The organism is Desulfovibrio sp. JY (assembly GCA_021730285.1).
In the GTDB taxonomy this organism is placed as follows: domain Bacteria; phylum Desulfobacterota; class Desulfovibrionia; order Desulfovibrionales; family Desulfovibrionaceae; genus Solidesulfovibrio.
Genome location: CP082962.1, coordinates 683,739 through 706,202 on the forward strand (window position 1 = coordinate 683,739; position 22,464 = coordinate 706,202).

At 57.8% G+C, this 22,464-nt stretch carries 17 protein-coding genes and 1 pseudogene; 5 read left to right on the forward strand and 13 right to left on the reverse strand.

The genetic code is table 11. The features are described 5' to 3' along the window. Nucleotides 1-41: 41 nt before the first annotated feature. Nucleotides 42-1,571, forward strand: a complete 1,530-nt coding sequence (locus K9F62_02940) for a glycosyltransferase family 39 protein (protein ID UJX41674.1) — start codon at nucleotides 42-44, stop codon at nucleotides 1,569-1,571. Between the two features lie 121 nt (nucleotides 1,572-1,692). Here the strand turns inward: K9F62_02940 and map are convergent, their stop codons facing one another. From map to K9F62_02960, 4 genes and pseudogenes are all read right to left on the reverse strand, one after another. After that, the gene (gene map, locus K9F62_02945; GenBank protein UJX41675.1) at nucleotides 1,693-2,436 is read right to left on the reverse strand and encodes a type I methionyl aminopeptidase; all 744 of its coding nucleotides are present in this window, start codon (nucleotides 2,434-2,436) and stop codon (nucleotides 1,693-1,695) included. A 60-nt stretch (nucleotides 2,437-2,496) separates the two neighbouring features. Further along, nucleotides 2,497-2,982, reverse strand: a pseudogene (locus K9F62_02950) (ATP-binding protein). Between the two features lie 309 nt (nucleotides 2,983-3,291). After that, nucleotides 3,292-4,761 carry a TIR domain-containing protein gene (locus K9F62_02955; protein ID UJX41676.1) on the reverse strand — a complete coding sequence of 490 codons (1,470 nt, stop codon included), beginning with the start codon at nucleotides 4,759-4,761 and terminating at the stop codon, nucleotides 3,292-3,294. A 356-nt stretch (nucleotides 4,762-5,117) separates the two neighbouring features. Beyond that, nucleotides 5,118-5,390: a hypothetical protein gene (locus K9F62_02960; GenBank protein ID UJX41677.1), complete on the reverse strand. Its 273-nt coding sequence runs from the start codon at nucleotides 5,388-5,390 to the stop codon at nucleotides 5,118-5,120. Nucleotides 5,391-5,412: 22 nt separating this feature from the next. On the opposite strand from K9F62_02960, the gene K9F62_02965 reads away from it, so the two are divergent. The 4 genes from K9F62_02965 (at nucleotide 5,413) to K9F62_02980 (ending at nucleotide 8,604) form a co-directional block, all read left to right on the forward strand. Then, entirely contained in the window at nucleotides 5,413-6,972 is a 1,560-nt protein-coding gene (locus K9F62_02965) for a polymer-forming cytoskeletal protein (GenBank protein ID UJX41678.1), read from the forward strand. 77 nt (nucleotides 6,973-7,049) lie between these two features. Beyond that, on the forward strand, nucleotides 7,050-7,298 hold the full coding sequence (locus K9F62_02970; GenBank protein ID UJX43112.1) for a hypothetical protein: 249 nt from the start codon (nucleotides 7,050-7,052) through the stop codon (nucleotides 7,296-7,298). A 108-nt stretch (nucleotides 7,299-7,406) separates the two neighbouring features. Further along, a complete protein-coding gene (locus tag K9F62_02975; GenBank protein ID UJX41679.1) occupies nucleotides 7,407-7,553 on the forward strand; it encodes a 3-hydroxyacyl-CoA dehydrogenase in 147 nt (48 codons plus the stop codon). 70 nt (nucleotides 7,554-7,623) lie between these two features. Next, on the forward strand, nucleotides 7,624-8,604 hold the full coding sequence (locus K9F62_02980) for a hypothetical protein (protein ID UJX41680.1): 981 nt from the start codon (nucleotides 7,624-7,626) through the stop codon (nucleotides 8,602-8,604). 385 nt (nucleotides 8,605-8,989) lie between these two features. On the opposite strand, the gene K9F62_02985 is transcribed toward K9F62_02980, so the two are convergent. From K9F62_02985 to K9F62_03025, 9 genes are all read right to left on the reverse strand, one after another. Continuing rightward, nucleotides 8,990-10,120, reverse strand: coding sequence for a hypothetical protein (locus K9F62_02985; GenBank protein ID UJX41681.1), 1,131 nt, complete (start codon nucleotides 10,118-10,120; stop codon nucleotides 8,990-8,992). Between the two features lie 16 nt (nucleotides 10,121-10,136). Beyond that, the gene (locus K9F62_02990) at nucleotides 10,137-10,595 is read right to left on the reverse strand and encodes a hypothetical protein (protein UJX41682.1); all 459 of its coding nucleotides are present in this window, start codon (nucleotides 10,593-10,595) and stop codon (nucleotides 10,137-10,139) included. Between the two features lie 11 nt (nucleotides 10,596-10,606). After that, nucleotides 10,607-10,888 (reverse strand): hypothetical protein, encoded by a 282-nt coding sequence (locus K9F62_02995; protein UJX41683.1) that lies wholly within the window; start codon nucleotides 10,886-10,888, stop codon nucleotides 10,607-10,609. A gap of 21 nt (nucleotides 10,889-10,909) precedes the next feature. Next, nucleotides 10,910-17,056: a hypothetical protein gene (locus tag K9F62_03000; protein UJX41684.1), complete on the reverse strand. Its 6,147-nt coding sequence runs from the start codon at nucleotides 17,054-17,056 to the stop codon at nucleotides 10,910-10,912. Nucleotides 17,057-17,271: 215 nt separating this feature from the next. Continuing rightward, nucleotides 17,272-17,799 carry a hypothetical protein gene (locus K9F62_03005; protein ID UJX41685.1) on the reverse strand — a complete coding sequence of 176 codons (528 nt, stop codon included), beginning with the start codon at nucleotides 17,797-17,799 and terminating at the stop codon, nucleotides 17,272-17,274. An 11-nt stretch (nucleotides 17,800-17,810) separates the two neighbouring features. Next, nucleotides 17,811-19,721: a hypothetical protein gene (locus K9F62_03010; GenBank protein ID UJX41686.1), complete on the reverse strand. Its 1,911-nt coding sequence runs from the start codon at nucleotides 19,719-19,721 to the stop codon at nucleotides 17,811-17,813. Next, complete coding sequence (locus K9F62_03015) at nucleotides 19,721-20,173, reverse strand: hypothetical protein (GenBank protein UJX41687.1); 453 nt, start codon at nucleotides 20,171-20,173, stop codon at nucleotides 19,721-19,723. The genes K9F62_03010 and K9F62_03015 overlap by 1 nt, the downstream gene beginning before the upstream one ends. Next, on the reverse strand, nucleotides 20,170-21,855 hold the full coding sequence (locus K9F62_03020) for a transglutaminase-like domain-containing protein (GenBank protein ID UJX41688.1): 1,686 nt from the start codon (nucleotides 21,853-21,855) through the stop codon (nucleotides 20,170-20,172). Before K9F62_03020 ends, K9F62_03015 begins: the two co-directional genes overlap by 4 nt. Beyond that, complete coding sequence (locus tag K9F62_03025) at nucleotides 21,855-22,460, reverse strand: hypothetical protein (protein ID UJX41689.1); 606 nt, start codon at nucleotides 22,458-22,460, stop codon at nucleotides 21,855-21,857. The genes K9F62_03020 and K9F62_03025 overlap by 1 nt, the downstream gene beginning before the upstream one ends. Nucleotides 22,461-22,464 lie beyond the last annotated feature (4 nt).

The following is a 22,464-nucleotide window of genomic DNA, read 5'->3' on the forward strand; positions in this document are numbered from 1 at the left end:
GCATCGTGGCTGTTTTGCCCCACGAAGAGGAGGACGCGTCCGTGACGCCGCAACACCGTCGAAACAATCTGGTCAATCTCCTGTTATCCATCCTTGCAGTCGGACCTTTCCTCTATTACACGCTGGCGCGCTACATCAATCTGGACTTCTGGTACGATGAATTAACGACATTTCTACTCTATGCATGCGTACCACTCAAAAAGACAGTCACGGATTACAGCTTTCCCAACAACCATATTTTTTTAAATATACTCAACAACGTTTATCTATACTGCATCGGCTTGCATGATCTTCACGAGCTGGTCCTGCACCCTTGGGCAATCCGCCTCCTCATGCTGGCCTATGCGCTGATTTTCCTCTTGTTTCTCTTCCTGATCGGCCGCAAGCTCTACGACACGCAAACAGGGATACTGGGCGCCGCCGTGGCCGCGACATCCATTCCCTTCTATAATTTCGCGACGCAGGTGCGTGGCTATATTTTGAGCATGGCCCTGCTGGCGGCAGGCCTGTACTTTGCCATCGACTACGCACAACGCCGAAAAATACGCTCCCTCGTGTGGATGACACTCCTCTTCTCACTGCTTCTCTATACGATACCACTCAACCTATACGTTCTTTTCGCAATCGGCGTCTATTTTGCGATAGCTTTGTTTGTTGCAGTTCTGCGAAAACAACCCGATTGGCAATATCCCCGAAACATCGTCATCGCCCTCTGCTGCGCCGTGGGCATCGCCTGCCTGCTCTACGCACCCGTTTTTGGGGAAGTGCTGCACAACAGGTTCGTCACCTCACTGGGCCTGTTCTCACTGCCCATATTGACCGATGTCACGCCGACAATGTTCCTGTTTTTTGTATCAGACCGTTTTTATCTCATCGCCATTCTCGCACTCGGCCTCACTGTTGCCATCTGGAAAAAGGCCTATCGCCCCCCTTTTTTCCTGCTCTTTCTCACCATATACGCAGTCCCCTTTCTCGCCAGCTTCGTGCGTGGGGATAATTATATCTACCGGCTCTACGTCAATCTCGTCTCCATATTCGCCCTGCTTGTCGCCGCCTGCTGCGACACCGTTTTTCGCATTCCAAGACTGCAACGCTACAAGACGCCCGTCATCGCGCTGCTGATCCTGGGCATGAGCGGCACCTTCATCCTGACGGTCCACAAGCTGGAGCGCTCCTGGGCCGTCAACATCACCACCGGCCAGCGGCAGCTGAACACCTACAGCAACTGGCATCAGTATTTTTACGATGTCCGGGGAATCGTCCGGCTGGTCCGACAAGCCGAGAAGGGCCGGGACATCCCAGTCAATGTCATGAAAAAGGACGTGGATGAACTCTCCATGCCCTGGTATCTGAAACGGTTCGGGGTGGCGCATACGGTGTGCGCCAGCGATGATGCCGTGCGGTTCGGACCGGACGGCCAAGCGTTCGTGATCACCGGGTTTCCCGATGCCGTCGCGGCCCGCCTGGCCAAGACCTACCCCGGCCTTGCCTGCCGCAGGCTCAATGCGGACCTGCGCTTTCACAATCTGCTGGAATGCAGGCTGCCGGCGGATGCCGGGACCAAAAAATAACGGCGCGGGACAACACAAGCCGAAGCCCGCTGCCGGCCCGGATCGCCTCATGCGGCGGCCGGCGATGATGCGTCCGGCCCCCCCGCCGCCGGCCGGGCCGACGACGGGAGGGGCAAGCGGATTACGCCGCCGTCACCAGCAGCGGGCCGTCCTTGGTCACGACCAGGGTGTGTTCGTAATGCGCCGACAGGCTGCGGTCCCTTGTCCGGATGGTCCACTTGTCCGGGAGCACCCGCACCCGCCCCTTGCCGGCGGCGATGATGGGCTCGATGGTGATGACAAGCCCCTCGGTCAGCTTTTCCCGCGCCCTCGGGTCGCAGAAATTGGGCACGCAGGGTTCCTCGTGGATCGAGCGCCCCACGCCGTGGCCGCACAAATCCTTGATCACGTCGAAGCCCCAGCGGCGCACTTCCTCTTCCACCGCCTTGCCGATGTCCCGGACGCGATTGCCGGGCTGCGCCGCCTGCATCCCCTGGCGAAAAGCGCTTTGCGCGCAACGCACCAGCTCGTCCGCCTTGCGGTCCACTTGGCCGACACGCACGGTCACGGCCGAATCGGCCACATAGCCGTCCTTTTCCGCCGTGACGTCGCACTTGACCAGGTCCCCTTCCACCAGCTTGCGCGGTCCCGGGATGCCGTGCACGGCCTCGTCGTTGACGCTGATGCAGGCCGTCCCCGGGAAGTTGTAGACCTTGGACGGCGAGCCCTCGGCCCCATGGGCGGCCAGCACGGAGGCGCAGACGGCGTCCAGCTCGGCCGTGGTCACGCCGGGCTTGGCTGCCTCGGTCATGGCCTCGAGACTCATACGGACAATGGCCCCGATGGCCCGCAACTTTTCCAAATCTTCATTCGAACGCAATGTCATGGCATAACCTCGTTGGCAGGGTGGGGATCTCCATGTCTAAACGGACGGAGCCCCGATGCTTCAAACAATCCGCTGCCGATCCAGATTTCGTAAATTCACGGCCTCGGCCAGATGCTCGACGCGCAAATCCGCGTCGCCGTCCAGGTCGGCGATGGTGCGGGCGATACGCAAAATCCGCGTATGCGCCCGGGCCGAAAGCCCAAGCCGCCGTACCGCGCCCTCCAAAAAAGCGTGCCCCTCGGCCGAGAGCCGGCAAAAACGCGCCAGCGAACTCCCGGACAGGCGGCTGTTGACCGCAAAGGGAAGCCCGGCGTAGCGAGCCGCCTGGACCGCCCGCGCCGTCGCCACACGCTGCCGCATGACCGCCGAGGTGATGGGCGAGGCATCCTCCCGAAGCGCCTTGTACGGCACGGCCGGCACTTCCACCTGCAAGTCGATGCGGTCCAGAAGCGGCCCGGACAGCCGCGACCGGTAGCGCCGCACCTCGGCCTCGCCGCAGGTGCAGGCATGCCGCTCGTCGCCCATGTAGCCGCACGGGTGCGGGTGAAAAAATTGTGATAGCGATACTTGAATAGGTCAAGCTCGCTTTCGGCGTGAGAGGCTGCCGGCCCCTCCTCTTCCAGACTGGAAATCCAGCAACCAAACCACTTTTATCCCACCGCGTGGCCTGGCGCACGAGCGCGAGCTGAGGTGGTCCCAGTTTGTTGGACAGATTGACGGCGCGGTTAAGCTCTCGTCCAGTTGGTGCTCCTGCAGCCTTGGGGGCCGAGTGGCCCTCCTTATTCAAATAAAACTGAGAGAAAGGTCAAACAGCTCTTCCTCGTATTATTCGCCAAGACACTACGACAGACAAACCTACCCTATCCTCTCCATTAATTTATAAACTATTTTATCGGTGATTTCATCTTTCCATTTGTCGTTTGACGGATCCCACGAATACTTCACACCAATTATATCATGAGGAATTCCTGGGAAAATAGATTCGTCAAGAAATATAGGTATCACATCGCCATCAGCAACTCGCGGCAAAAAGCACTCACTTTCGAAGGTCGGCCAAATCTTAGCTTTATAATATTGATCGAGCAAGCAGATAACCAATCTACTTGTATTTGAAAAAATCAGCTCAAATTGTGCGTGCCACGCCTTCCCCAAGAAGTTTGCTTCGTAGTTTTCATCTATAAAGACACGAGTATCGAATACTTCCAATTGTTCAGAAATTTCCTTAGCAAGTTCTCTATTCTCACCTGCAAAAGAAATCGCGAAATCATATTCGTAATCTTTGCCCGTATCTCTAAAACCACAATCTCTACGCAACCTATCCCAGTCAAGATGTTTTAGAAAATAAAAAATAGCAGGATCTTCAATGGCAAAATACTTAGTGTCTCTATTATAATAAAAATGTTGGTAGCAAGTTGAACTTGACCCCAACAGCGTCGTCAGTCTTTTTTCTTTTATATTGTTTATACTACCGCGAATGTCTGGCCTTGAGTTCGCGAGCTCATTTATATCGACAACAGAACTATCTTGCTCACCAACGGCCTTAAGCAACTTATAGTACGGATCATTTGTGGATCTAAACCTCTTTCCCCTGCAAAATTCTTTTACAGCCAAATAATAAGACGAGTTCAATCGTTCAACAACTTTTTTTCTTAGCAAATCAATATCGAAATAAATTTCTTGAACTGAATCGACAGTTTCCAAAACATCATTCATAACACAAATAGACTGACACAGTTGCTGCGCAAGCCAATAATCACCTCTGCATTCTTGGAAAATAACCTTATCATTCTTAATATCTATCAAGAGCTCAGCGCATCCTTTTTTTACAAGCCTTAATATAGAATCCTCGTCGCCTGGCAATATCCTGTGAATACCAGTTCTTTTTGCAATATCCGGAACCATCTGTATCAAGCTAGACCCTACTTGGTTAATTCCAATAAGAACTAACTTTGGATAATCTTCTCCAGCCTGCTGTTCTGCTGCAGTCTTCGCCATATCAGCAAGCTTTTCTTGATATTCCTTCTGAAGCCTATGAAAATCGTCAATAATATACAGACCTGACGCCTTAGTACTCAATAACGAAACCACTTCTGAAATCGATTCTGGGAGACGAGATCTAATATACTTTGGCTTTAACGTTGCCTCAATTTTTTCAATAATCTTCATTATACATGTTGTTTTCCCTGTACCAGATTGCCCCTCAATAACAACAGGCTTCCCTGGCTTTCTAATGTCGAGATAGATATCGTTAAAATTAGATGGCTCTACAAAATTAAATACAGGAACCCCTTCCGTAACAAACACTTCCTCGACAAATCGCTTCATATTTCAAGCCTCATTCCGAAGATATTAAAGTGCACAGCAGATCAAGACAAGTTCGCTAACGGTTAAGTTCCCATACCCTCCACAAGCTAACACGTCTACCTTTTTGAAGATATTTCGACGCAGCTTTTTGCTTACCAATATAACATATTATAATTTAAAATAATTATCAACTAGACCAAGTGACCTGGGTATTCACCGACCCCCTGATTTTCAGAAAAAAGGTCGCCTCGGATAACCATTCCCCTGAAATCCCAGGCCAATAGGTTATCCAGCCGGTTATCCAACGAGAAAAGGGCCTACGGTTATTCACCGTAAGCCCTTGAAATAGCTGGTCGGGATGAGAGGATTTGCCCCCCCTACCCCACCAGCACATACCGCCCATCCTTCCCGATCCTGATTTTACCCGCCGCCATAAGCTGCTGCACCGTCCGGGGGCGCGTCCCCTCGGGCACGTCCAGTTGGAGCCGAAGCAGCCCCACATAATGCCGCTCGACAATCCGTTGGATGCGCGCACGATCCTCAAAGCGGACCTTTCGATCAAAGCGCAGGCGGACTTGGCCAGCATCGTCCAGAGATGCCGTCGTCGATTTTCCGGCCAGCCAGGCCAGCGGGTCGAATGGTGATGGCATACCCTCCTCTGCCGTAGCGAGGATGGAAAAGAAAGCCTTGTCAGGGGTTGACGTCTGGAGACACATGGGAGAATCGGTAATTATGAAAAGAACAATCAGGCAGAGTGGTTCGACTCTCCTCTGGATGATCGGGGCGCTTGTGGTGCTTGGCGCTGTCGCGGCCGGAGTCGCGCTGATGAGCCCGTCGGCAATAAATCAAGAATTGGCAAATAATAGGCACCAGCAATCTTATTATGTAGCGTTATCCGGAATAAATTTCGCAAAATCATTGACTGAAACGCAATTGATTACAGTAGACTCAAAAACATATTCTATTGGTTCTGGAGAATTTACATTGAAAGTGGGTGATAAGTCAGGGACAACTTATCCAGTTTCTTCATTAGGATCTATTAATAAAGGGAAATATGGAGAATCTTATTACTATATTGGGTCAATAAATATTACTCCAGTGGCTGAGAATAATATAAGGCCAACAGGACCGACTGGCAGCATTTCAGGGAAGGAGGTCCACATAGCAGGGATAGTGGATGGACCAGTTATAGCTCAGATATCTACGTTATCTGGGGGATCAAAGATAACAGGGTCATATATATTAACGTCTACTACACAAGAACTTGTTATTACTGGTGGCGTTACTGTAGCTGTTAATAACGGATCGGTCGTCTGCTCTAATAAAGGCGTGTCTATTTCTGGTGGGTCATCTGTAATAAATGGGAATGTTTACTCACCAGGGGCAGCATCATCAGGGAATGGTTATATAAAAATATCAGGAGGAGCGACAGTAAATGGGAACCTATATGCCAACAACACTATAACACTTGATGGAGCTTCAAGAATTTATGGCCAATCGCACAGCCAAAAAGATATACAAGTAGTAAGCTCAATAATAGGAACATCGTCAAAAAAACAAAATTTACTTTCTGTTCTTACCCCTACAATTGATGGGTGGCAAACTATATATACAGATATTAACAGCCAGCAAGGCATATATTTGAAAGGAATAACACTAAATGGGAACCTACATTATAAAACTTTGCTACAAACCACACAATACGCGACTACATGGGTAGGCTCTCAAGACCATAGCCCAACATATCCAACCGAGCCTCTATCGTGCGACAGCTTTGATATATTCACTGCCCCTAAATTTTCTGCCACAGAGGACAAAGTTATAAGGGCTGATACGACAATATCAGCAGGAACATACTACTATAAATCATTAACTACTGAAAGCTGGCCTACAATTTGCTTAGATACATCAGGCGGAGATATAAATATATTAGTCCGTGGCAGAGCCTATATAGGTGGTAAAGTTTATATAAAATCAAAAGCTGCAGAGAAATGTAAGCAGTTCGATATATCGAGTTCTGCAGCAGCCGCTGCAGCCCCATATATTTATCTGTACTCTGGAGAAGAATTTACTTTAGGTGGTGGTGTAGATTGGGCAGGAACAGTTGTCGCAAATGGAGATATAAACCCTGGCGGTGGTTCTGAAATTGTTGGGTCTCTTCATAGCATAAATGGCTCAATAAACCCGGACAATTCCTGGTACAACATAAAGGTCGTCGGATTGCATGATTGATTGAAGCCCAGCGTCTGAAGCCTGGAGATTCCAGCGCAGCCCCGGATTGACTTTCCCGGCCAGCCGCGCCATTTGGGATTGCTGCCGGGGTGCTTATCAGCATCCTGGAAAAGCAGGACGAAGCGGCCAAGCAGGAGCTTGCCACCAGGGCCGACCTGCGCGAGACGGAGCTTCGTTTGCTGGCTGGGATGACCAAGCTCAATGCCGACACCAAGACATACATCTTGTTGAAATGGGTCGCCGCGATGCTGATTGGGCAGGCCGCGCTTATCGCCGCCCTATCAGGCTGTTCGCCAAATAGCCCTCGACTTTCGCCTCCCTCTTGATGCCCCTCGGGAAACCGGGGGGCTTTTTTCTTGACATGGGGAAATTTCGACACGGGCCGGGTTGACAGACACGGCTAACATGTTTAACTGGTTAGTCAGGAGACAAACATGGAAACAACCAACATTGGAATCAGAAACTTCCCTGTCGAGCTTCGCAAGCAAGCGAAGATCGCTGCCTTGAAGGAGGGAATTAACCTACAGGAATGGTTTATTAAAGCTGTACAGGAGAAGTTGGAAAGAGACGCCAAGAAGTAAACGGCCCGGCCCGGAGGTACGAACTCCGAACCGAGCCTAACCACAAGCACACCTTACACGGAGGTGCACCATGGCTCCGACCATTTTATCCGAACCCGTTTCGTCGGGCAATCATGTTATCCCCTTCACCACCCTCAGATTCCACGATCACGATGTTCCTGTTTACGACGTAGAAGGGCGGCCCCATCTCGCGGGTCCCGATCTTGCCAAACTTCTCGGGTACAGGTCCGTTCGTTCCGTCAACACGATTCACGCCCGGCATGCCGACGAACTTGATCCGCATGCACGGCTCATCACTTTGATGTGTCGTGACGGGAAACCCCGCGAAACCCGCGCCTACGATGAACCGGGATCGTATTTGCTGACCATGTTTGCCACTACGGAAAATGCAAAGCCTGTTCGACTCTGGCTGGCCAATCTCCCACGTCGAACACGCGAACTTGCGGCAACAGCCGCGACTTCGATCACTCCGGGTCGCCCCACCACTGCCAAAGAGCGCAACGCGCTCACCACGCTCATCAACCGCTACGTGGGCCTGTTGCCCGGCAGCCCAAACCAGGAAGCCTACAAATCCGCATGGCGCAAGGTCCACGATGTGATGGGTATCAAGGGAATCGAGGAACTGACCGTCGAGCAGCTTCCCCGGGCCGTCGTGTTCGTGCAAAGCCTGATCGATGCCTTGGCCTTGCCTCAGGGCGATGCTCCCAAGGCCCTTCCGGTCGTCACCCCTCCCCTCTCCACGATTCGGGACTACGCCAGTATCTTCCAATCCTTGCCCAAGGATATGAGGTACTGGCGCGACCTGACCAACCGCCTGGGCGACGCCAGCGACAGGTTTCGAGCCGAACTGAGAGCCATCGAAAAGGATGCCATGCGGCCGTTCAAGGAAGACAGACGCGTCGGGATCGCCACCTTCCTCGATTGCGCTACACTCGATGCCTACAAACAGCTTTTCCGAATTGCCGAGCAAGGGCAACAGACCGCTTTTATGGGCGTGTACGGCGCACTGAGCGGGCTTGAAAACCTGCATGATTTGCTGCTGCGCGGCTAGGCGCGAAAGACAAAAAAAGGGCCGTGTTGATTTTTTCAACGCGGCCTTATTCCCCTTGACCTATCAACTTTTACACAATAGTTCGCTCCTAATACTCCAAGAGGCGCTCCCTATAAACATACTTTCTTAAGAGGTGCGTATGTCAGAATACACTACTAGATTAATCACCGGCGAGAACGTCGGAGAAATCAAGCAAAATCTTGACAAGTTATTAAGTGAGGCTTCTACAAAAGGATGGTCTTTTGTCAGTATGAACCCTATATTGACAAAATCAATAACCACTGGACATGGGCAAGCTACGAATCTGTCTTCTATTCATATAGTAATACTTCAAAAGCCGTAACTTTAGATAACCGAAGAGCTGGCGAGAGCCCGCCCGATTCTCCTACCATACCTTCGACTGCAACCGCACCAACCGTGTGATCGGAGATTCCGCCCGCATTTCCCGACAAATCGGGCTTTGCAGCCGTATTGTCTCGGTCCCCGTCGCGTCCGTCACCTCGCCGATACGCCAGCCGATGGCCCGGACCAATTGCCGAAGGATGCGCCAACCTGAGGCCGTCTTTGAACTGGCCAGAACGCGCCATGCGCTGCTGTGCGACAGGCCTGTCATCACCCTCCAGGACGACGCAACCTGCTGGCCGGCATAGATACGCCAACCCGACCCAATCTTGACCCCTGCGAGGACTCGCCATCCCATGGCCTGTACTCGGTGCCCGAATACTCTCCATGCCGCGGCTGCCGTCTGGCGCGCAAGGATATGCCAGGACAACGCAGCCGTGACGGCAGCCATGACGTGCCATGCCGCCGTGGTCGAGCGTCTGGCGAAGATGCGCCAACCGGACGTCGCCTCATGCTTATCCAGGACGCGCCAAGCGGTATCGTCGGTCGTTTCCGCCATGTTGCGCCACGAGCTACCGACCTGTGTACTGGCTAGGATACTCCACCCGCATGTGACGGAGACAACATTTGAGGACTCCTGCCATACGACGTGCAGTTCGGGGTATCCCGTCCCATTACCAAAGCAGTAAAACGCGCGCTCGGCACCGGAAGAGCTTCCGTTATCCAGTACAAAGATCTGCAGGGCGTTTCCCGCCGTCCATCCCGTCCGGTCCACGACCTCCTGGATGACGGAAGCGATATCCGGGGAGTCGTAGGCCTGTGTCGTCCAGTCGCCGGGAGACCAGTTCACACCGTCTGTTTTCGTGCGTCCGTTGGCGTCGGAGACAGAGGACGGCGCGTGCGGGGAGTCGGCCAGCTCGGCGCGAACGCTCAAGGCTATCGTTTTCGAGGTATGGTTGCCGTTGGAGGTGAGCCGCAAGATCGCGGACGTGATCGTCGCCCCCTGAGGAATGGCGACATTTTGGAACCGTGCCCAGGCGCTTTCGCGGTTGCCGCTGTAGTTGCCCGCGGCGGCTGTCCGACCGTTGTAGCCGGTTGATGAAAACCAGCCACCGTTATTGAACCAATAGCCGGTATCCGTGGACGCTGCAGGGTAAAAGACGGAACTCGCCATGGATACCTCTCAGTCTTTACGCATACTCGATGCCCAGCGTGGTTTCGTCCAAGGACAGGTTCCCCGTGCCGGCGGCTACCGTGCGATCGATCCATAACCGGGCATACTCGCCGGCCGGGATGTCGGGCAGCGAAAGTTTAGACGCCGAAGTGTAGGCGGCAAAATCGCCGTCCACACTCGGCGCGGTGGACTCGTCGGCGATGGCCGTGGTGGCGTTGAGCGGCGAGGCCTCCAGGCCGAAAAGGATGTCCGTGCCCGGGCTGGTAGTGCCATTGCAATACACGGCCACGGCCGCCGCAGTGGCGTCACCAACATTGAGAATGTCCAGCGCCCGGTATTCGGCATCCCCGGCCGTGGCTTCGTCCGGCGACACATTGTCGAAAAGGTTGTTGAGCGCCGTGGACGAAAGCTGATTCGTGGTAGCCGCGCCGCCCAGGCCGTTGGTGGTCAATCGAAATTGCAGAGTAGCAGCCATAGTGCCTCCCGTTATTTATAGACTTCGATGTTGGCCCAATCGCCGCTTCCCGACCATGACGCGTCCGCCAAGGCCACCACGGCCTGGACACGGTAGATGCCGGATTCGTTCAGTTCCCCGGCTGCGATGGTATGCGAGATGCCGGTTGCGTCATCGGTGACCACGGCATCCCAAGTCACGATGCTCCCATCCGGCTTCTTGACCCGCATAGCGACCGTCGCCCCGGTGATGTCCTGGCCGACATCCAGGACGATGACCGTGCCGATGTCGCCAACGAATAGTTTGTTCTTCATGTATTGCCCTGCGCCCTTCCTTTATTTTTCTACCACCGCCAAAGCCCTTCTCATGGTCTCGACAATGCGCTTGTCATATTCCCTAAGCCTTGCAGCCTTCTCGTCTTCCGGCAGCCGCCTGGACTCTTCCACCCGCTTCCTCCCGGCCTTCAGTTCAAGCACATGAGCGATGAGCGCCGCCTTCTTACCGAGAGAATTTTGCACAATGAGCGCACGAGCCTCAGTCTGATGCCCGGATTTAAGCAGTTCCTTCTTTTGCTTATTCAACAAATTATAGTCTGCCTGAAGCTCATTGAAGTCATACTTGGTTTTGAGTTCGTCAGTGTCCAGGAATGTGTCCTTGTACCATTCCTCGGCCGCCTTTACTTGGTCCTGTTCTTTGGTCGTCAGGGTAGCCATGAACTCGGCCCGATCCTTTCTGGCCAGCCCAGCCAGTGGCGCGGAGCGAATGAGCGACTTTTCCAAGTCATCCCCGGTCACGCCCAAGGCCATCATTTTCCCCAACGCTGTATGGGCTGCCGATTCATCGCCGTAACGCATGGCCTGCTTGAATTCTCGAATGACGCGACTTTTCGGAGTCGAGTATGAACCGGCCCCCTCCATACCTTTGTCTTCCTTGAATTGGCGGATACGGCCCATAGTATTGTTGTAGGCGATCTCTCCGACGTTGCGGTTGTAATCCACGGCCTGGAGCCAGGATTGCCAGTACCCCCGGGTGGGTTTGTTCATGAAGGCATCATACTCGTTCTCGGCGCTGAACAGGCGCGCCGCTTCCCGGGCCCGGTCCTGCATGGGGCGCGGGTTGAACACGTCGGGATAGAGGGACTGTCCCATAGCCAGTTCCAGCGGCGTCTTGAGGAAGGGGGTCAGACCTCCGGCGATCTTGTTGACCGGCGCCTTGGCCACGGCCTTGAGCACGTCGGCATAGCTGCCCCGGCCGTTTTGCACCTCCTGTATGGCCCCCACGGCATCGGAGAAGCCGAACCAGCCCAGGAAGTCAGAAAGCGCCCCCTGTAAACGAAGGGTGTGAACGTTTCCATCCTTATCTCTACCGAGGATAAGGTGAAGCTGCTGCCGATCCAGCGGAGAAAGGCTTTCCTCCTCATCCTTATGAAAAAGATGGTTGTAGGTGGAGATAAGCCCGTACATGGCGGCCATGCGAAGCCCGAGATACACGGTAGCCCGAGCACCAAGTGCGGCCCCGGTGAGACCGGCAGTTTTGAAGCCCTGGCCGATGCCCTGGTCAAAGGCGTTTTTCATGAGCTGGCCGTACCGCTTGGTGTTGACTTCCATCCACGAATAGAAGGGAATGACCTTGTTGCGCAGGCCCTGGCCATAGTGCGAGACGGCGCCGTAATCGCCCACCAGGGTCCGGGCCAGCATGGCGGCCTTGTCCTTGGGGTCGGACAGAGCATCCACGATCTTCGGATCAGAAGCGCCGTAGCCGATGGAACGCATGTCCTCGCCGGCATCGATGCGGCGCAGGTAGTCCTTGTAGGCCGCAAGGCGCATCCAGTTTTCCCGGAACTGCGTGTAGTCCTGGAGCGTGCGCCATCCCTTGCGCGCCCACGTCAGAGGATTGACCAGCAAGTTTTTCCCGGAGCGCTCGGCCGCAAGATTATGAAAAGCATCCAGCTTGGCCACGTCGGGAATTTCCTGGACGGACAGGCCGGAGTCGAACACGCCCCTGGCCACGGCGTCCCGGTAGTCCTGGGAGGGCTCGCCGCCCTTCATGACGTCGCGGAGCTCCCGAATGGCCTCGGGGAGTCGAGCAAGGGCCTTCGGGTTCCCGGCAAGGACGGCATCCAGGTCGCCAGCCATGTTATTGAGATTGTACTTGATGACCCGGCGCGGGTTCACGAGGACCCACTGCTTCCAGAGCCCCAGGGGCTTTGAAAGGGCCTGATCGAAGAAACTCCGCTCGGCCTTGGGGCGCAGGTTGTTGAGGGTCTCGACGATGGACTTGGGTAAGACCATTTCGGGTTTCTTGCCGCCCACCATGATTTGCTGGCGCACGCCGCTCAGCACGTCGAGGACCACTTCCGGGGCCTGGGCCTGGAAGGCCTTGTCGTCCATCTGCAGGGCTTCCATGAGCGAAAGCATAGCCTTGTCGGTGATGCCATTGCCCGTGTGGTAGACAAGCCCTTTGTCAGCCTGGAAGCGGTCATACCCATCCGGGATCATCGACTCCCAGGTCTTGTATTTTCCGCCCAGGGCTTCCCGCTTCTGTGCTTCGGTCATGCCCTTGGCGTCCATGCCCATGGTGGCCAAAGCCCGGAGGTTGGCCTCCTGAGCAGCGGTCTTAACTTGAGGCATCACGTCATACCGACCCTGGATCTTCTTCAGGGTCTCGGCCGTCTTGAGGTCCACCATGGCCCGCTGCATGAAGGCGTATTCCGCCTCCAGGTAGTTCGCGCTGATGTCCTCGGTGGAGCCTTCGCGGCCCTTGGCGTAGCCGGGCTTGGGCTTCTTGAGTGTCGAACCCGTGCCCTGCGACTGCTGCCACTCCCGGGCGTATTTCAGGACCTCGTGGCGGAAATAGGCCGGGTTCTTGACCTGGTCTTCGGAGAGAATGCCGGCGTCCACCAGCTTCCCCGTCAGATCGTCCATGATGGCTTTGCGTGTGGCCAGGGCGTCCTTAACTTCGGGGGTGACATCAGCGGCCCGGTCTATCTTCGCCTTTTCCTTGGCCATCGTCTCGGGGGTGAAGCCGAAGGGCAGATCATGGCCCAAGGAAGCTTCGTGGGCCAAATCGTCGAGGATGACCTTGCGCGTGAAAAGGTCATAAGCTCCCGGGGAGAGCTTGCCTGTGACGGCGCGCAGGTTGCGCACGGCCTCTTCCTTGGCCGCGGTCGGGGCGGCCTCAAGCTGACGCAAGGCCTCGTGGGCTTCAGCGAATTCCGGTGTATTGGGCATATGGATAAAATGGTGGGTGAAGCCGGCCACCTGCTCCCCGAGCCAAGTTTTCCCGCGCTCGGCCATGCCACGTTGGTCCTCGATGCCTTTGGCAGCTTCGCGGAAGCGTGCTTCCACAGCCGGATCCTCGAAAGCTGTCCCGGCGCGCGTGGGAATAGTTGGCGTTTGTTTTCTAAAAGCGGCGGCGAACTCGGGGCTGTCCAGGTCGACGGGCTTCTGTTCGCCTTCCGCCGCCTGCCGCTGATTCAACTCCTCATAACTGGGCATCGCACTGACCGGGACATCAGATTGCAAGGCTTCGCGCATGACCCTGGCGTTGAAGGATTTAATCTCGGCATCGGACATCTTCATGTCCTTGAGCCAGTAGATGTCGAGCTTTTCCCCGACCGAACGTAATGCGGCACGGATGGCGGCCATGAACCGCTCGTACAGCTTCGGCTCAACGTTATGGGCGTCGGCCAGCCATTCCGACGCGCCAACCAGCATGTGCAGCCGGTTTCCCGGGTTGAAATCCTTGCCGTACTGACCGCGCATGAGGGTTTCGATTTCGCTGCGGCGGGCCTCGATGAGAGGATTGAGCACCTTGGCCATCTGCTGGGCGGCCATCCCGTTGTAGGGCTTCTCCTCGGCCAACCGCTCGAAGAGCTGGAACATGGCCTGGTGTTTCACCTCATGGGTGGCCAGGGCCCGGACCTCGTTTCGGTCGCCCTTGAGGTTCCAGGCCAAGATATAGGAACCGTCCTTGGTGGCGGCTCCGGTGCTGTTCTTCATCCAGTTCGGGTCCTGGGAATCAAGGCGCGCACGGTCTGCCGGCGGGATATCCTCTGGGGTGTTGGCGACCTTCAGATTGATGTGCTCGGCCAGCCGATGGCGAACAGGCGAAAGCCACTCTTCGACCGTGGCAGTGGGGACACCCTGGGCGGTCGGGGATTTCCGAAAGCGGCTATCCTCTTTGAACATCGCCCCCGGGAACTGATCCTCGGGAAGTTTCGACTCCGCCTGCGGTTTTGCCGGCTGCGGCTGCGGCTCTCCGGCCAACTGCCTGTTGACGCTATCCCGCTCGGCCAACAATTCGGGATCGGGCTGTTCCCCCCGGGCTTCAGCCGCCCGAATCTCGGCCTCGACGCCACGGCGTTGGAGCTCAAGCGCCTGCGCTTCCTGGGGGGCGATGGCGGGGGCTGTTTCCTTTACCCGGCCTTCCCCCGTGATCTCCTGATACTGCTTGATCGCGTCGAGGAATTCCGGCGTCTCGGGGATGCCGTAGGTCTTTGCGAAGCCTTCCGGCGTGGCCTCCTGTGCCGGCATAGTGGGAGCTTCGTCCAGCCTGGCCGGGAGGCGGTCGCGCCTTTCGGCATCGGACACAAGATCGAACCCTTGGCCCTCGGGGAGGGCCGGGGTCTGGTCCAAGCCCGAAAGTTGCTCTTCCTGCAGGGACCGGCCGCCCTGCACGTCCCGGCGCTGCTCATGCGGGACAAGGTCAAACCCCTGCCCTTCAGGAAGCGCCGGCATCTGCGCCAAAGATTTCGTGGCATCCTCGAACCGCTTGATGGCGTCCAGCCGGCCGGCTTCGTCCTGTGCCGCCAGGATGTCGTTTCGCGCCTGTTCGGCCTGGGCCTGCATGTCGGCCATGGCTTTGGTCTGTCGCGCTTGGTCCTGCTGCTCGTCCTGTGCGGACATGATGTTGTCCACCAGGTCCGCCGGCTCCATCTTGTGCGGCTCTTTGATGCCGTAGGAATCGGCAATCTCCATGAGGCGGTCCTGGGCATCCAGGTCGCCCGTTACCATCTCGGCCAAGTCTTTGCGCGTAAGCGGTGGCGTCTCCCCCGGAGATTCCGGCAATGCCGTCTGCTCCGGGCCATAGGGCACGCCCTCGGGTTTCTCGGCCTGCCCCTTCATGGCCTGGTCGAGCTTGAGCAACCCTTCGGTGAAAGGCGTCACCTCAGGACCATCCTGCCCCTTCAGCGATTCCAGGATGGGGCGGCCCATGGAGATGTCGCGCAAGGCCAGAGACCGTTCGACTTTCCCCGGCATGTTCTCGGCGATATTCTGGGCGATGCCGTAGACCTGCTGCATCTCCTCCGGGCTGGCCGTCTTGATGAACTTCTCGACTTCCCCGGGCGTGTTGAGCATATCGGCCACGTAGAGCTTCTGCACCGTAGCGGCCCGCTCGGCAGGGGATTGGCCGCCGACAAGCTCGGCCCCTTTGCCGAGGGTAAAACCGACACCGTGCATGAGCCCGGCGCCCAAGGCGTTGGCCAAGTAGGCTTCGCCCATCTTCGAGAGCAACCCGGGTTGCACGTTCCCTTTATCGTCCATGGTGTCGTGAAGATTCTCGCCCGTGGCATCCACGGCGTCCTTCAGGGTCATGTCCGGGTTTTTCGACCATGTGCTGGCCACTTCCTGCGGAATGCTGGACAGGGCCCCGACGGCGCCCGCCGAATTTGCGCCGGCCATGGCCTGGGTGAACTTGAGCGAAAGGGGGTTCTTGCCGAAGACCTTTCCCAGAACGCCCACGTTGAAAAGGTTCGTGGCTGCGAAAAGAGGTGCTTCGACGGCCGCGCTTCCATAAGCCGCCTGTGCGGCCCGGGCCGGCTCCGCGCCCTCACCCTTGAACTGCTCGTAGTGACCGCCGGCAAGCTGCCCGGTCGTGGTGACAAGGCCCAGGATCGGGTTCACGGCACTGGCCACCAGGGAGGGGGCAAACTCCGTTGTCCCTCTGATGGCGCCCTCAAGCATGCCGGATGACTTGCCGCCGGCGTACCGCTCATCCTCGGGCATGGCCTTTTCCAGGGTCTGCCCGGTTTTCTGCATGGCCTGCTCTCCGGCCTTGGCCCCCTCGCCCACTACTTGGCGCAAAGCGTCCTCTTCGCTGGTGCCGCCGGCCACCAGTTCCCCGAAGCGTTTGGCGCTCTGCGGATCGGCCAACACGCTGTTGCGGTACGCGTTGACGTCGGCCTGCTCGGGGTGTTCCGCCTCCCATCCCGTGCGCACGTTCTGTGCTTCCACGGCTTTCGGTATCTGCTTCACCCCGGACTTCAGGCCCTCGATGGCCGCGCCGCCAAGCCGGGAAAGGGTAAGTCTGGGCTGACCGTTTGACCCGGCCTCATCTTGGCCGCCGGCCAGGAAGCCCCATAAACCAGACCGTGGGTTTTCCGGCGGAGTGGCCGCGGGATCAGGCATCACAGTGGGATTGCGCGTTTGATCGGGGGCAACCGGCATGGACGTCTTGGCCGGCGGGGAACTGGTGTCCATAGCCGGCGTCAACGTAGACGCCTGGGTGGCAAAAAGACCGGCCCTGGGATTATTCGGCACAAGAGACGCCTCAGCATCAAGAGTAGTCCCCCCGGCGACGGCTTTCCGTGCGGCTTCGCGTCTAGCCATTTCCGCAGTGATATCATCAACATTGTATTGCTGAGGCATAACTGTGCTCTCCCCGAGGAACACCACCCCAAATGGGGCGGCAGGCTTTAATACTGAATTCCAGCCGCAGCAGCCCGCCGACGACGAGCATCTTCGTCAAGAGGGGACTCAATCCCTACACTCCCCGGCTGGGAGAAATCGACACCAGGGGCAGAAGTGCGCATGCCGTCTTGGTCATAGATAGTAGTCGGCCGGGTGAGGGCTTGGCGTTTGAGGTAGCTTTCCTCTGCCAACTGTGTCCTCTTCGTCCGGTCTTCCATGCCCGCAATGGCCATTTGTGTTCCGGTCTGCATGCCAGTGCGAGCGGAAGCACCCTGATCCTGCAAGGACGCGATGTTCATTTGTGTTGCGTTCGCTGCTGCGGCCCGAGAAGCCTGGGACTGATTGGTCATGTCGGTCGCGGAGAGTTGGGTTTGCGCCCCAATTTGCGCCCTATCCATCGCGGCAGCATCCGACCGGGCCTGCATTTCCGGCCGCTGCGTCACATCCTGGGTAGCCGTGTCGGCCTGCTGCTGCTGGATGGCCTGCTTGCGCCGCAGCGCGCCCCGAAAGAAAAGATCGTCCTGCGTGGCCATGGCGATGCCTCCTAGACGGATGCCGTGTAGTTGTAGTTTTTGCTCTCGGAATAGCCATTGCTTGTGGATTTGCTCGTCGAATCCACGGTGCTGGTGGACGTGCTGGTAGAGGTGACGTCGCTCGTCGCCTTGCTGGTCGAATTGGAATCCGAAGCGGAGCCATGCACCTGGGCCAGGGCGGACGAGATAGCCGAGCCGAGCACCTGCGCAATGGCCTGCATGCTGGCCTGATTCAGGCGCGCCTTGCTCTCGCCCCAGCGCAGAGACATATCCGCTTCCTGCACGCTGGCCTGCAGTCGTGCCTGATACACCTGCGCCTGCCCCAGGAACTGGCGCAGCCGGGCATCGTTTTCCGACGCCGCACCCCGCGTCTGCGCATCATAGGCAGCAATCACGTTGGCCGTGTTTTTGACCAGCGCATCCACCTGCCCGATGATGCCCTGCCAGTTGGCCTGATAGGCGGCCGTAGAGGCCTGATAGAGGGTGACGGCCGACGTATTGTGCTTGGCCACGATGTCGGCCCGGATAGACCCGATCTCGGCGGTCGTTTTCGCGCCCTCGACGGCAGCGGAATAGGCCCGGACCTGCTCGGAATAGACTTCCGCTTTGGCTTTCTCGCCGGAAATTTGGGCAACTTTGGCGTTGTACTGGGCCGTCGTGGCATTGACCCGGGAGGCATAGGCCTGGACGCCAGTTTCGTACGCCTGGAGTCGGGATTTCTGAACGTCCGCGGCGACCTGGGCGGCGGTCATGCGGGCCTTGAAAATTTCGACGATCTGGCCCACGGCCTGGATTTGCGCGGAATAGGTGGCCACGCGCTGCTGGTTGAGCTCTCCACGAATCCGGGCCGCCTCGAGCTCCTGCTTGCTTTGCTCCAGGACGGCGAGCGAGGCCCGAATACGCGCCTCCATTACCGTGGCCTCGGCCTGGAATGTGGAGACCTGGCAGTTGAAGAGGCTGATCCGCGCATCCACATCCTGGTAGGCGAACTGCGCGCCGGCTTTGGCTGCATCCAGGGCTCTCGCGTTCCCCTGGTTGAAGACGTCCAGGGCCACGGACACGACGGCCTGAAGCGCCTGCTGCACCGTGAACTGGCGGCTTTGCACCGTCAGTTCCATTTGCCGGCTTGTGCTCTGCCAGCGGATGCGCTGGATATCCCGATCGGCGTCGCGTTCGGCCAGGCGCATCAACTCCTCGGCCGGGCCACAGCCTGTGGCGAACCCCTGGGCGGCAAAGCGGTTTCTGATCTCCTCCTTCTTGCGCTCGGCGTCCTCGGTTACCGCGGCGATGTCCTGGGCCATCAGATTAACCATGCCGGCGATGGCCGAGACGTCGCCACCATTGAGCAAGTCATCGGCAAGCTGCGCCTGCAAGGCGTCCCACAGAGGGTTTCCGAACTCCCCTTCCTGGTAGCAAAAGACGGCCCCCGGCGTGTCCATGGCCGGCAGCGTCGGCCGCACGCCCTCGAACTGCGGGATGACGATGGACGGGATTGAGGGCACGTCGGTGTCAAGAAGCTCCGGCACTTCCGGCAACGTCACGTCTGGATCGGCCGGAATGTCGATGTCCGTCACCTCGGGAGCATCGCCCGGCGCCGTCGGGAAAATGATGTCGTCGAAGCTGGGGAAAGACAACGACGGAGCCGTCGCCGTCAGCGTCGGCGTTTCCACGTCGGGCACCGTGGCCGTGGCCAGTTCCGGCGCGGTCGGGGCCTCGGGAGCGGTGAAGGAAAGCCCCTGCACGTTCGGAGCGGACGGCATGCCCGACATGGACGGTGAATCCGGCGTGGACGGTTCGGACACGCTCGGCGCGTCGATGAGCACGCCCGAGGCCAGAGACGCCAGCACGTCGTTCAACTGGGACTGGATCTCCGACGAATAGTTAAGACTGGTAGCCTGAATTTCAGAAATGTCGGTGGCCATTACACTCTCCTGCGCCGTCTGCCGAGATTGAGAAGATCCAGACTCACGCTCGTGAACTCGAAATCGCTGCCGTCGCTCTCGACGCGCCACTGCGCGTCCGTGCCCATGCAATCCCGGCCGAAGACAAACTGCCCCTGGCCAAGCGGCGTGCCCGGCATCCAGTCCCCGCCGTCGCACCGCGCGAAAAGCGACAGTCCGTCGATGTTGGCCCCCTGGATGCTCCCACCACGCACCCGCTTGACCATGTCCGTGCCGACATCGATGCGCGGCCCCTCGATGATGGCCACTATGGATTCTCCGGCGTCGTCATCCCCGCCAAGGCGGTACAGGCCGTCCGGCGCGCAGCCGTAGACCACGCCGTTCATGGAGAAAAATCCCGTGAAGGGAAGCCCAAGATATTGGCTGACGGCTCCGGAATCGGCCGCCACAGACAGCGTCAGCGTATCGCTCATGTCCACCTCGTGGAGTCGTAGACAAGGTCATGCGCCCAGGGCGCGGCCGGGATGGCGTGCCCGCGCATGGCAGGGATCGGCAGTGACAAATCAGCCATCGCCTCGGAGAGCGGCGAGGCAGCGCCGACCACGACCAGATGCGGCAGATCCACCAGCACCCGCGCCGCAGGCCCCTGGACAGCACGCCCATAACCGCGCGGCAAGGGCAGGTCGCACGCGCCGTCGCACAGGCCGCCCACGCCGGCCCGGGCCGCCACGGTCGGTTTCGGCAGTTTCAAGGAGGCATCGGCCAGCAACTCCGACACGGCGCTTGCGACAATGGCCAGATGCGGCAGCTTGAACGATGCGTGGCCGCCGCCGCCGGCTCCCCCCGAGATGGCAAACACGGGCAATGCACAATCGGCATGCGCGCCGGTCCGGGCCACGACCGATGGGGCCGGAAGCACCATTTCGCCCGTGGTCGCGTTGGCCTGTTTGCCGGTCGCGGCCATGGCCGCGTTGGGCAGCGTCATCGCAGCGCGCGCCCCACAGCGGCCCGACGCCGTCATGGTCAGGCCCAACGTCCCCTTGAACAGCGTCATCGCTCCCAAGGCGGAAAGGCTGATCGTTCCCGCAGCGGTCGGCACCGGAAGCGCCATGTCACCCGTGGAACGGTTGGCCTCGAGCTTGGAAATATAGTCCGCGTCGTTGACCGCGTAGAACCGCTCATCGGTCAGGATGTAGGAAATGGCCGTGTAGGCGTCGGTCACGTCCACCTGCCGCTTGATCGTGGTCAACGCCCCGGCGTAGGTGGAGGCGCCCCGGGTCCAGTCGAGGGGAATCCACTCCTCATCCGTGGTCCGCCGGTACATGCCCCAGGCGTGGCCGGTTTCGACCAAAGCCGTGGTCAACACCGTGCCGAACGCCGTGCGGATGCGGCCCGGGTCGATGCCGGCAGCAAGCATCAGCGAATGGGCCAGGATCGAACCGTCCTCGCAGTCGCCATGCTCCTTTCGCAGCGTGGCCACGGCGCACATCCAGGTGTCGCCGATGCCGTCCCCGTCGGACGTGTAGGTCAGGAGATCGGCCACATACCGGATGATAGCCCGGGCCATGACATCCTGATCGGTCAGGCCAGCGCAAATGGACGCCGCCGCATCCGCGATAGTGATGCTGCCCTGCTGCAACAGCCGCACCACGGCGGCCGACGTGGCCCCATTGGCAATAGGTTTGTCCAGGCCGCAGACGTAGGCCTCGTCAGCCAGGGCCGGAAGCGTCATCGCTCCCGTGGCCGTGCGGCTAAACGAGCCATCCAGTCCGTAAGCGGACCAGGACGGCAAGGCGTTGCTGGCTATGGCTCCGGTGGAGCCGACGGCATACAGCGGCGGCAGCAGAGCTTGCGACTCGATAAGCACGTGCCCGGCCCCGGAGGCGGTCAGGGCCGTCAGTTCGGGCGTGCCCCAGGCCGGGCGGTAGCCGTCCGTTGTGCCGGTGCTGCCGAGCACAGGCAAAGCCACCTTGGCGTTGGGAGCCCAATCGCCCGATGCCTCGACCACAGGGGCCAGGAGCGTGACCAGGCCAACCACACCGCAGGTGGCCGTACCGGCTCCGGTAGGCAGAGCCATGATGCAGACGCCGTCGCCCGTGGGGTTGTCCACGGCGGCAGCTTCCATGGTGGCGATGTAGTCGAAAATGGTGGTCATCAACTTATTACCACAGTATTATTAACAATTGAAACGGTGTGTTTCCCGCTTGACGATCCAATAAAATCTATACTCATTCCTGATGGAATGTAATATTTCGTCCCATTGATCCAAACATATCCACCATTTGTATCCGATCCTGATGTTGTCTGTTCAGTGTACTGGATTGATGGACTTTCATAGTTGAATAATGCTTCGACATCCTGAGTAGCCGGAATAAGCGTCTCACAGTCGAAGATATCTCCAAAAACAAGCTCACCTATCATGCTTGTCTCGATAGCGATAGCCTTGTAAACCTGGAACCGAAGGAACTCGTCAGAACTTGTGTATTTGTAGAACGTCCCATATCCGATAAACGAGGCCTTGATCGTAAAATCATCATCGTTACCCGTGTCACTATAAATCATGCGGCAATCAGGGAGCGCGGAGCCGACCACATAGTCGCCCTGAGGGACTCCGCACTTGGGCGTCCGCATCAACGTGAACTTGGAACCGAGAGATGCGCCAGCTACAATATCACCAGCGGACGGCCCCATGCGGATATCCAGAGCGACCGGGAAGTTGTTAAAGACACAGGGGATGGATTGGGGGTAAGGAAGTTTCATAAGG